Here is a 12,578-nt window from a genome sequence, read left to right as displayed (position 1 = left end):
GACTTTTTTGCTTCATAAAGGCGGAATGTTCATTATCATGTTATACTTACAGAGTATGGATTTGTTATGAAAAGTGGGGGATGCCACATGTCGTTTATGGAGCAATTTACGGATTTAATGCCAGTAAACGTAATTGTAAACATTTTAGATGTTTTATTTGTCTGGTTTGTTATTTATAAGTTAATTACCCTTATAAGAGGAACGAAGGCAGTTCAATTATTAAAAGGGATATTTGTTATTATTATTGCGCGGGTAGTGACTGACTTTTTAGGTATGGATACGTTAGGTTGGTTGCTTGATAATGTAATTAATATTGGATTTTTTGCAATTATAGTTATATTCCAGCCAGAAATCAGAAGAGCACTTGAACAAATTGGTAGAGGGAAATTGTTTGCAAGAAGTTCTCTACAAGAAGAAGAAGAGCAAAGCCGTCTTATTACCGCGATGACCAAGTCAGTTAGTTACATGGCAAAGCGTCGAATTGGAGCTTTAATATCGATTGAAAGAGAAACAGGTTTATCAGATTATATCGAGACTGGTATTCCATTAAATGCGAATATCACCTCCGAGTTATTGATTAACATTTTCATTCCTAATACCCCATTGCATGACGGAGCAGTAATCGTGCAAAAAAACAAAATAGCTTCTGCCGCTTGTTACTTACCGTTATCAGAAAGTCCTTTTATATCTAAAGAGCTTGGAACAAGACACCGTGCAGCAATCGGGCTGAGTGAAGTAACAGATGCTATAACCATTGTTGTATCAGAGGAAACGGGTGCAGTTAGTTTGACATCTAACGGTGATCTCCATAGAAATCTATCCATGGAAGAGTTTCAAGCACACTTGAAGCGACTTTGGTTTGGACCAACGGATGAACAAGTAACTTCTTCTAAATGGTTATGGAGGGGGAAACAAAATGGATAAAATGATGGATAGTCCATGGTTCTTACGAATAATAGCATTAACTTTAGCTATTCTGTTATTTGTTTCCGTGAAATCAGAAGAGAGTACAGGTTCAAGTACTAGTGGAACTCAAATTGATGTATTACGAGACGTACCGGTTGAAGTTTATTATGATGATGAAAACTCAGTCGTAACTGGTGTTCCTGAAACAGTTACAGTAAATATAGAAGGCCCAACACAAGTAGTATTATCCGCTAAAATGATGAAGGATTATAAAGTATTTGTGGATTTGAGAAAGTTAACCTATGGTGAGCATAGAGTTGCTATTTCAAATGAAAATTTTTCTGATAAATTAAAGGTTAGAATAGACCCTGTATACGTAAATGTAAATATTGAAGAAAAAATATCGAAGGAATTCCGAGTAGATCCGGATATGAATGAAGGCTTGTTAGCAGAAAACTACATCGTTAAGTCCTATGACGTCAATCCAAAAATGGTTACAATTACAGGTGCAAAAAGTGTCATAAATAGCATAGGCTATGTAAAAGCAACTATAGTTGGCGATCCAGGAATTACTAAATCTTTTGATCAAGAAGCGAGTGTAAGAGTTCTGGATCGTGATTTAAACAAACTAGATGTGACAGTGGAACCAAAACAAGTACAAGTAAAAGTAAAAGTGGAAGAACTTAGTAAGGAGGTCCCTGTTGTATTAAGACCAAAGGGTTCACCGAAGCAAGATGTGACGATTAATAGGTTGAATACTAATGTAGAAACGATACGACTATATGGGCCTCGAGCTGTTCTTGATAGATTTGAGCAGTTGACTGTTGATGTAGATATAAGTAAGCTAGAAAAATCTGGGGATTTCGACGTGAAGTTAGCGATTCCGGATGGAGTTACAAGGATGTCGCTCGACAAAGTCAAAGTTACCGCAGATGTCACGCCTGCTCCAGTAACAGAGCAGCCTACAGAAGAAGATAAAAATACGGAAGAAAAAGAAGAATCTGTATCAGCTGTCAGTGAAAAAACTTTTGAGCAAGTTACAGTTGAAGTTAGAGGACTTTCCGATCAGCTAGTGAGTGAATTTCTAGCTCCTACAGACGGTTTAGTTACTGTAAAAGCTAAAGGAACACCAGAGGCATTAGAAAAGATAAATAAGAACAATATTGCTCTATATGTAGAAGCACAAAATGCACAAGTGGGGGAGAATACTTTTCCGTTAAAAATGGATGCCCCTACGGATGTTCAATGGGAAATGTCTGCGTCCGAGATAAAGTTAACAGTAAAAGAAGCTTAATACGCAGGACAACAGGTTTTTAAGGAGAGAAGATTAATGGGAAAATACTTTGGAACAGATGGTGTGAGAGGAGTAGCAAACTCAGAACTAACACCGGAACTTGCTTTTAAATTAGGACGCTTTGGCGGATATGTACTAACAAAAGAAACAGAAAATCGTGCGAAGGTTTTAATTGGGCGCGATACTCGCATATCAGGTCATATGTTGGAAGGTGCTCTTGTAGCAGGACTTCTTTCTGTTGGTGTTGAAGTAATGCGTCTCGGAGTAATTAGTACACCAGGTGTTTCTTACTTAACAAGAGTGATGAGTGCCGATGCAGGAGTAATGATTTCAGCATCTCATAATCCGGTTGCAGATAATGGTATTAAATTTTTTGGTTCAGATGGATTTAAACTTTCTGATGAACAAGAAGAAGAAATTGAAATTTTACTAGATGCTGAAAATGACGAACTTCCACGTCCAACTGGAGCAGGTGTTGGATCAGTATCTGATTACTTTGAAGGTGGACAAAAGTATATCCAATACTTAAAACAAACAGTTGATGAAGAGTTTGTTGGACTTCATGTAGCATTGGATTGTGCAAATGGCGCAACTTCTTCACTAGCTGCACATGTTTTTGCAGACTTAGAAGCTGATTTATCCACAATGGGAGCATCACCTAACGGTTTGAATATAAACGATGGTGTAGGATCTACTCATCCCGAAGAGCTGTCGAAATTTGTGCTAGAAAAAGGAGCACATGTTGGACTTGCATTTGATGGGGATGGAGATCGATTAATTGCTGTAGATGAAAAAGGGAATATTGTAGATGGCGATCAAATTATGTATATTTGTGCAAAGCATTTAAATACACAAGGGCGTCTAAATAAAAATACAGTTGTTTCCACAGTTATGAGTAATATGGGCTTTTATAAAGCGCTAGAAACACATGAAATGACTAGTGTAAAAACGGCAGTTGGAGATCGTTATGTTGTAGAAGAAATGAAAAAGAATGGCTATAATCTAGGTGGAGAACAGTCAGGGCATATCGTGTTTTTAGACTATAACACGACAGGAGATGGCTTGTTAACTGGCTTACAGCTTGTAAACATTATGAAAATTACTGGGAAAAAACTTTCAGAGCTTGCTTCCGAAATGACCATTTACCCACAAAAACTTGTAAATGTTCGCGTAACTGACAAACATGCTGTAACGCAAAATGAAAAAGTGGCTGCAATCATAAGCGAAGTGGAAGCAGAGATGGCGGGCAATGGACGCGTTTTAGTTCGTCCATCTGGTACAGAGCCGCTCGTACGTGTAATGGTAGAAGCAGCAACTGAAGAGGAATGCGAAAATTATGTAAACCGAATCGTCGAAGTGGTTAAAGCAGAGATGGGTTTAGCTGAATAACATATATAAAAATCCGACATGATGTCGGATTTTTTTTATACTTCTTATTTGAATGTTTAGTTTAGATACTTTTGTGGAATAACAAGAGAGAGAAACAAACAGATAAGGAGTGACGAAATGGCTAAAGTAGCAACATTAGTTACAAATATGTTTGAAGACGTGGAATATACGAGTCCAGCACAAGCATTAAACGACGCTGGTCATGAAGTATTCATTATTGAAAAACAAGCAGGAAATGAAGTGACAGGTAAACAAGGTGAAGCGAATTTGAAGGTGGACTATGGTATCGATGATGTAAAGCCGGAAGATTTTGATGCACTATTTATTCCTGGCGGTTTTTCACCGGACATCTTACGCGCAGATGATCGCTTCGTTAATTTTGCTAAAGCGTTTATGGATGATAAAAAACCTGTATTCGCAATTTGCCACGGACCACAGCTTCTCATTACTGCTAAAACATTAGAGGGGCGAGATGCTACGGGATATAAATCGATAAAAGTCGATTTAGAAAACGCTGGAGCTAATTTCCACGATGAGGAAGTATTTGTTTGTGGAAATCAACTCGTAACAAGTCGAACACCAGATGATTTGCCAGCATTCAACAGAGAAATTGTGAAATTGTTGTAGATTAAATGGTTGAAAGGCATTCTTAAATGAATGTCTTTCTTTATTTTTTAATTATTCGAATATTCATATAGATTCCCTTTATTAAANAATATTCATATAGATTCCCTTTATTAAATGTATTATAATAATTTATCTAATATTAAGGGGGACTCTTATGGATTATTTATATCATCCGTTTCAAGCAAAACGCCATACTGTTTTTGCTAAGAAAGGTATGGTGGCAACATCGCAACCATTAGCAGCACAAGCGGGTTTGGAGATTCTTCAAAAGGGTGGAAATGCTATTGATGCGGCCATAGCTACAGCTGCAGCTTTGACGGTAGTAGAACCAACATCCAACGGAATTGGCGGAGATGCATTTGCTCTCGTATGGACAAAAGGTAAATTACATGGTTTGAATGCATCGGGTCCAGCTCCACAGTCAATTTCTGCAAAAGCAATTCGAGAAAAGGGTCATGAAACTATTCCTGCATTTGGTCTTATTCCTATAACGGTACCCGGTGTCCCGGCAGCATGGGCCGAGTTATCCATTCAATATGGGAAACTCCCACTTCAGGAAGTGCTCATCCCGGCAATCCGATACGCAGAGGAAGGTTATCCTTTAACTCCAATCCTCGGTAAGTACTGGAAAGCAGCATATAAAAGGTTCAAAAGTACTTTTACTACAGAGGAATTTGCAGCTTGGTTTGAAACGTTTGCACCAGATGGGAGAGCTCCTGAAATCGGAGAAATTTGGTCATCTCCAGATCATGCTAAAACATTACGAGCAATTGGTGATTCAAATGCACGAGACTTCTATGAAGGAGAAATTGCGAGTAAAATAGATGATTTCATGAAAAAACACGGGGGCTTCTTATCCAAAGAAGACTTGGTAACATACAAACCTGAATGGGTAGAACCAATTTCAACGAATTATAAAGGATATGATGTATGGGAAATCCCTCCAAATGGGCAAGGCATGATTGCACTTATGGCATTAAATATATACAAGCAACTGAATAAGCCAGAGTGGCAAAATGCAAATATCCTTCATGAACAAATAGAGGCGATGAAGCAGGCATTTACGGACGGGAAAGCGTTCATTACTGACTTAGATGCAATGCCTGTAAAAGTAAATCATTTATTATCAGATGAATACGCTAAAGCGCGAGCAGAAACCATTTTGGAAGAAGCAAGCGATCCAGAACCGTATGAATTACCTAAAGGCGGTACTGTGTATTTGGCAACTGCTGATGAAGAAGGGAACATGGTCTCATACATACAAAGCAATTATATGGGGTTTGGCTCAGGTATTGTAGTGCCAGGGACTGGTATTGCATTGCAAAATAGAGGGCACGATTTTACATTAAATGAATCACATCCTAACTTTATTGAACCGGGGAAACGTACATTCCATACAATCATTCCTGGATTCCTAACACGTGATGGTCAAGCAGTTGGGGCATTTGGAGTGATGGGTGGATATATGCAGCCACAGGGTCATTTTCAAGTAGTGACCAATACAATTGATTATCTATTAAATCCGCAAGCAGCCCTTGATATGCCACGCTGGCAGTGGATAAAAGGAAAGACGGTTCACGTAGAACCTGAATTTCCGAACTATCTAGTGCAAAGCTTAGTTAGGAAGGGGCATGACATTCATGTCGCATCCGACACTGGATCTTTCGGTCGTGGGCAAATAATTTGGAGAAACCCTGAAACAGGAGTCTTGCAAGGTGGGACGGAATCTCGAACAGATGGATCCATTGCTGTCTGGTAGATTAGTAGTTTTCTTGATTCGTTTGAACCTTTTTTAGCCATAGTTCCATCAACCTGCTTGCAAAAGAGTCTCCGTATACTGGCTCTTTTGCTTAGCAAAATATCGTTTTATAGCATATATAAATAGAGGTACTTAATTGACTATCATATGTAATTTAAGTATTATAGATAAAGTGCAGACTCAGAAAATCTAATCGTTTCTGTACCCGCGTTGAAATGGAGTGAAAAGAAAACGCGTAAAAATAAGGAAAACAATTATAGCGCCTGAGCTGAAGAAATTGGACGAAACAGATCTTCAGCAGACGAGGTGGAGGTTATCGAATTTTCGGCGGATGCCTCCCGACCGTATTTGCCCGGTTGTTATTCTTTTTCATAAACCATGCAAGTGATTGTATGACAGAGGGAAAAGAAGGCATTCTTAGCATAATGAGCTTGGTAAGACTTAGTAGAAACAAATTCTTCATTCGAATGTGGAACTAACCGCAGGAGCAAAAGCCCTTCTTTGCGACGAGTAACCGCAGGAGCAAAAGCCCTTCTTTGCGACGAGTAACCGCAGGAGCAAGTAACGAAGAATGCGAGCGTTTCTCAACAGTCTGATGCAAGTTTATTTTGACATGAATGTAAACGGAGGAATTGAAATTATGTGTGGAATCGTAGGATATATTGGTGAATCAGATACAAAGGAAATTCTATTAAAAGGTTTAGAAAAATTAGAGTACCGCGGATATGACTCGGCGGGAATCGCTGTGTTAAATGAAGAAGGTGTAGTCGTTTTCAAAGAAAAAGGACGTATTGCAGACTTACGCGATGTAGTAGACGAAGAGGTAGGCGCTAAGCTTGGAATTGGTCATACACGTTGGGCTACTCACGGTGTTCCAAATCAGTTGAATGCCCATCCACATCAAAGTACTACAAAGCGTTTTACTTTAGTGCACAATGGTGTAATTGAAAATTATCATCTTATGAAAAAAGCGTACTTAGCAAATGTAGAAATGGTATCTGACACGGATACAGAAGTGATTGTACAGCTTATTGAAAAATTTTCACAAGATGGTTTATCTACTGTAGATGCGCTTAGAAAAACATTGCATCTTATTCACGGATCATATGCAATTGCTCTTATTGATAGAGAAGATCAAAACACAATTTATGTAGCAAAAAATAAATCACCTCTTCTTGTTGGATTAGGAGATGGATTTAATGTAGTAGCATCTGACGCAATGGCAATGCTCCAAGTGACAGAGCACTATGTAGAACTTCATGACCAAGAAATCGTTATCGTGCATAAAGATTCTGTTGAAATTCAAAAGCTTGATGGCACAAAAGTAGAACGTGCTCCATACAAGGCAGAACTTGACATGAGCGATATTGAAAAAGGGACATATCCTCACTATATGTTAAAAGAAATGGATGAACAGCCAGCTGTTATCCGTAAAATAATACAAGCGTACCAAAACGAACAAGGCGAGCTTACAATCGACCAAGCTATTTTAGATGCACTGAATGAGGCAGATCGTCTGTACATTATCGCTGCAGGAACTAGCTATCATGCAGGATTAATTGGGAAAGAATACTTTGAGAAAGTTGCAGGTATTCCAGTAGAAGTGCATATTTCTAGTGAATTCGGCTATAACATGCCACTTCTATCAGCAAAACCAATATTTATGTTCATCACGCAATCAGGTGAAACAGCAGATAGCAGACAAGTGCTAGTGAAAATCAAAGATAAAGGCTTCCCAACTATTACGATGACTAACGTGCCTGGGTCAACCCTTTCTCGTGAAGCAGACCATACATTACTACTTCATGCTGGCCCTGAAATTGCCGTTGCATCAACAAAAGCGTATGTTGCACAAGTTGCGACATTAATGGTAACAGCATCTGTATACGCGCAATCTCAAAACATAGAATTAGACTTTGATGTTGTCAAAGAACTAGGTATTGTAGCAAATGCTGTCCAAACAATTGTCGATTCCAAAGAAGAAATGGAAGAAATCGCAACTGAATTCTTAGCAACAACTCGAAATGCATTCTTCATCGGACGTAACATCGACTTCTACGTAAGTCTTGAAGGTGCATTAAAACTAAAAGAAATTTCTTATATCCAAGCAGAAGGTTTTGCAGGTGGGGAATTAAAACACGGTACGATCGCTCTAATTGAAGAAGGTACACCGATTATCGCCCTTGCCACGCAACAAGCGGTAAGTTTAAATATTCGCGGCAACGTAAAAGAAGTAGTAGCGCGTGGAGCAAACCCATGCATCATCGCAATGGAAGGCTTTGAAGAAGAAGGCGATCGATTCATTCTTCCAAAAGTACACGAGCTATTCGCTCCACTAGTAGCAGTAATTCCACTTCAACTAATAAGCTACTACGCTGCTTTACACAGAGACTGTGACGTCGATAAACCAAGAAACTTGGCGAAATCGGTAACGGTGGAGTAAGTAAAATATTATTTGTGGCTGTTTTTGTTTGCATGAACATCAGTCGTGACGTAAATAACTTAATCGTGACGTAAGTAACTCAGTCGAGACCTATATAACTCGGGCATGACGTAAAAAAACTGGTTAGATATACTGTCCAGTGACATTATAGTTGGTAACTTTACATTAAAGTAGGTTACTGATATTTATAAAAGAATGTTAAAATCACCTCTCTAGTTTAACTGAGAGGTGATTTTTTGTTGGATACTTATGTTAAAATACCTATAGATTGTGAAGGGTTTCACTTAAACTAACGGGGCAGGTTAATTTAAGAAGGAAACGGTCTTTACAACGTCGAATTTAATTACATAAAAACTAACTCTTAAATTAAGGTGGGGCATATGGGTAGAATTCCAATTGGACCAATTATTGAAGGTGGAAAAAAAGCAGGAAAAATAATTAAAGAAAACCGCAAAGAAATTACGGCAGTATTAGGTTTATTGGGTGCTGGAGGAAAGGTAATAAAAGAAAATACTGCTAAGAAAAAAGAATCAAACAAAACTGAAGGAAAATTGCATCATAGGAAAGGGCGTTATGATCATTATAAAATTAAAATACTAATGGAATTGGATAGCCAAAACAGGAATGAGCTTTTTCAATATATACTTGAAGTAGAACAATTTATTCAACAGATAAAAAATGAAGAAAATAAGGAATTGGGAGTAAAAAAGCCTATTCATAAAAAAAGAATTAAAAATTGGAATGATATTCTTATTCAAATTAAAGATAAAATGTATACAAAAGATTATCTTGAATTTATTAAAATTTATAACAACCCAAGTTATCATAGTGAATATTTTAAAGGTTTTGAGGGTCTTGTTGAGAAATTTAAAAAACTAAATAATCGAGAAAAATATGATGATTTATTGAATTACATTGCAGAAATAACAAATAGGAGCATTGAACAAATCAAAAAGGATTTTTCACTAACCGACTAAAACATACTCCTTTTTCCGGAAGGTATATATCTATTGATCAATTAGTTTTAAACTTTTTTAGAGTAGTAAGGATAATGAACGATACAAAAAACTGTAATAAAAACCGTGAGACTTATTCAATTAATTGTGGCAATATTACTTAGACCAATACAGATAAATCTTATTCAACTAACGGGTGCTTTAGTTAAATATTCGCTTACCGAAATAATCAATCTTTATTACAAAAAAAGTCCCTTTTTGATCAATCTTTGTTCAAAATAGGGGCTATGATTTTCAAAACGCTTATTTTAACTATTAATAACGAAGAATAGTAATACCCCCTTCCAATGAATTAAATTTAATCTTATCTGATACCTAAAAAGTATATATAAAATTTAGTTGCAAGAGTGTGTTTATTAATGTGATATGCAGGTAATGAAGGGGTAATAAAACATCTACTAGAAAGGAAATCTATAGAAATTGTATTTTAATTCCATTAATTGTAACCTTGAAATAAAGTTAAATTAAATCTATAAACCTTAATAAAAGAGCAAATAGAAAAAGTGGGTATTGAAAAAAAGATTGCTCAAAACACGCTTTTTCTATATTCAATTGAATCATTCATTCTTTTATGATAAATACGTGGTTCTGTGTAATCTATTTCAGTTGCACTCTTCTCGAAGAGCTCGACGGCGTTCGTGCAGCACTAATAGGATAATCATCCCCATTATTATACCTAAGACGATGCCAGCCTGTGTGGTCAACAACCATGCCAATGGGTATTCTGGGGAGGGTGACGCATCGAGTCGAACTGAAGATAAGGCTGAATAGAGGTTGTTGGAGAACAACGCTCCCGATGAAATCCATGCAGCAGCCATAGGGGGTAGAAACCACCTCGTTCCACGGCGGGATGATACCACCAGTATCCCCCACGCACCAACAAAGGACCAGACACCTGTACTCAATGACAGCATGTGCCACCAAACATCGCGTTCACCCATGGTTGCCGGGTTAATGCCGAAAGAGCCACCAACCGACCAAAATACCTTGATGACACCGAGCAGAATGCAGCCAGCTGCTACTGTCCTAGCCATAACGGTTTGGAGATGCAAAGTATTTCCAGTCAATTTCTTGTAGTCGGTTGTGCCACTCAGTGCCTCTGGCCAACGTGCCATTGCATACCCTGCCAATGCAAGCGGCAAGAAGATACCGATTCCGAAAAGTGAAATCATTACGAAGATCTGCTCGTATACCCAGAAATCAGCAGCACCTGATTCTTGATCTCGAATCATAGCTGCAGGGCCTAGAACCGGTGCGATTAACAGCATGGGAACTAGCAAACCGGTACCAACCCAAATGGGTAGAGCAACCAACCACGCAGGTAGTCGCTCCCCCCATGGCTTGCAAAACGCCATTGCAAGAAGGATACCAATCGCAGCGAGAACGGCGGTAACTGCGTTTATAATGCGCCAACTGGCGTCGCCCATTTGCTCGGTTGGGAGGAAGAAACCTAAAGTCCATACGATTTTGATCAGCAGGTAAGGTGTTACTGTTATTGCAGCACCATAACCGCAAAATCTACGCAATCTCATCAATCTTGAAGCCTTCCTCTCCGTACTTATTGTCATCTTTTCATCTCCTCTACAAGTTATGACTCACTTTATCTTAAAATCATTTAGTTCCTCTTTAAGTTACTAAATTTATATAGATGAAACGTCTTTGAATATCTGCTGTATAAAAAATTGTATTTCCTGATATAAATGTTCACAATCTTTATCTAAAGTTAATAACTGACTGCTGATTCTTTTTAAATGAACTCTCAACATTTACTTCAATTAGATTAATACTGTCATGATATACAATATACTCTAAAGTCCCTTTGAATTAGCAAATAGATTTATTGATGGTTGGTAAAATTGCAAGTTATTGTGCAAGTAATGCTAACTTGCTTTTAGATGGTGTTTCGTATTTTACTTTTGTGGACTTCTGAACGTAACTTCCACCACCTACACCATATAAACCGCCATGATTACTCTTATAGTTATAAACTCGGTATTCTTCGCCTTTTTTCAAAGTACGGATCGTAGTCAATGAACCGTTACTCTCCATTTTGACCAAGTTTGTATTAGATAGAATAGTAACTTTTCCTATTTGTCCTAATTTTAGTTCTGTTTTTCCCCACATAACTTTTATAGGGGGTACATCTACATCTAACTTTTTCTTAATGTACGCAGAGGATATATAACCAGTTAACTTTTGATCCTTAGTTTTAACTGGGTACCATACAAATTGGTTTATACTTGTCAAAGATTGATCATAGAAGAAATTTCCCTCAATAATCAAGGTAGTATTTATTGGTAAGGATTTTGCAACTGAAGAAGTACTAGGTTGTGACCTTAAATTTACATTGTCTTTTGTGATCGTTACTTTGTCTCCTATTTGAAATTGATATGCAGAGGCATGCAACTGATCCGTTAATGTATATTCCTTCTTTTTGAATACAATATTTTCACTGCTATTAGGGTCATATTCAAAATCAACTGTATTGAAAGGAAATTGCCCTAATTTTGTATCGTTTATATAACTATCTTTTTCAATAAACGAAAAGACTTTTTCTTGATAGGCCCCTATATTCTTCAAGCCACTGAATTGATAAAGAGGACTGTTAGCAGGCTTTATACCGTTATAAGCCATGACGGGAAAGTACCAATTTTCGATTACTTCTGGTCCTGTCTCTTTTATTTTAGGTAGATCTTTACGGTGATACATACTACTAAGGATTTCGACACCTGCCTGAATATTGTAGTTGATATCGTATTTCAATTTCTCTTGATCATATCCTAGTTGATTGGTAATTTGCATAAGACCGATCCCATTATCTTTTGAGATAACAGGCTGGCCATTCTCATCAAATTGTTTCCAACCACCATTTTCTTTTGAAGCCACAGCTTTAACAACTTCGGGAGGGATATTTGCTTCTAAAGCCGCATTCGTAAGTAAGCAGTTCATATGCTGAAAAGCGGGATTTTGATTTTGCTTAATTTCCCCATATGATGAACATTTAGATGTCCATGTTGACTCAGCGGAAGCTTCTTCGTAAGACCAACTCAGAAGCATTAAACAAGTTAATAATCCAGCCCCAATTTTGATTGATTTCATTCATTTATTCCCCATTCATTTAGTATTTTATATTTATTAGTATAT

Annotated in this window: 9 protein-coding genes; 7 read left to right on the top strand and 2 right to left on the bottom strand. The window is 37.5% G+C overall.

All coding sequences use genetic code 11. The features are described from left to right. Positions 1–87: 87 nt before the first annotated feature. The 7 genes from cdaA (at position 88) to AN959_RS11130 (ending at position 9,395) form a co-directional block, all read left to right on the top strand. A complete protein-coding gene (gene cdaA / locus AN959_RS11160; RefSeq protein WP_056830840.1) occupies positions 88–924 on the top strand; it encodes a diadenylate cyclase CdaA in 837 nt (278 codons plus the stop codon). Further along, positions 917–2,200 (top strand): YbbR-like domain-containing protein, encoded by a 1,284-nt coding sequence (locus tag AN959_RS11155; RefSeq protein ID WP_056830838.1) that lies wholly within the window; start codon positions 917–919, stop codon positions 2,198–2,200. The genes cdaA and AN959_RS11155 overlap by 8 nt, the downstream gene beginning before the upstream one ends. 36 nt (positions 2,201–2,236) lie before the next feature. After that, positions 2,237–3,589: a phosphoglucosamine mutase gene (gene glmM / locus AN959_RS11150; protein WP_053591364.1), complete on the top strand. Its 1,353-nt coding sequence runs from the start codon at positions 2,237–2,239 to the stop codon at positions 3,587–3,589. Positions 3,590–3,706: 117 nt separating this feature from the next. Beyond that, entirely contained in the window at positions 3,707–4,216 is a 510-nt protein-coding gene (locus AN959_RS11145; RefSeq protein WP_056830836.1) for a type 1 glutamine amidotransferase domain-containing protein, read from the top strand. A gap of 154 nt (positions 4,217–4,370) precedes the next feature. After that, entirely contained in the window at positions 4,371–5,975 is a 1,605-nt protein-coding gene (locus AN959_RS11140; protein WP_056830834.1) for a gamma-glutamyltransferase family protein, read from the top strand. 640 nt (positions 5,976–6,615) lie between these two features. Then, positions 6,616–8,418: a glutamine--fructose-6-phosphate transaminase (isomerizing) gene (glmS, locus tag AN959_RS11135; protein WP_056831142.1), complete on the top strand. Its 1,803-nt coding sequence runs from the start codon at positions 6,616–6,618 to the stop codon at positions 8,416–8,418. 380 nt (positions 8,419–8,798) lie between these two features. Beyond that, positions 8,799–9,395: a hypothetical protein gene (locus tag AN959_RS11130; protein WP_056830832.1), complete on the top strand. Its 597-nt coding sequence runs from the start codon at positions 8,799–8,801 to the stop codon at positions 9,393–9,395. Between the two features lie 641 nt (positions 9,396–10,036). On the opposite strand, the gene AN959_RS11125 is transcribed toward AN959_RS11130, so the two are convergent. Next, complete coding sequence (locus AN959_RS11125) at positions 10,037–11,002, bottom strand: hypothetical protein (protein WP_056830830.1); 966 nt, start codon at positions 11,000–11,002, stop codon at positions 10,037–10,039. A 295-nt stretch (positions 11,003–11,297) separates the two neighbouring features. Continuing rightward, complete coding sequence (locus AN959_RS11120; RefSeq protein WP_082460963.1) at positions 11,298–12,533, bottom strand: transglycosylase SLT domain-containing protein; 1,236 nt, start codon at positions 12,531–12,533, stop codon at positions 11,298–11,300. Positions 12,534–12,578: the final 45 nt, after the last annotated feature.

It is taken from the genome of Psychrobacillus sp. FJAT-21963 (assembly GCF_001420585.1).
Classification (GTDB): Bacteria; Bacillota; Bacilli; order Bacillales_A; family Planococcaceae; genus Psychrobacillus.
Note: the sequence above shows the minus strand (reverse complement) of the source record. Positions and strands in the feature narration are given on the sequence as shown.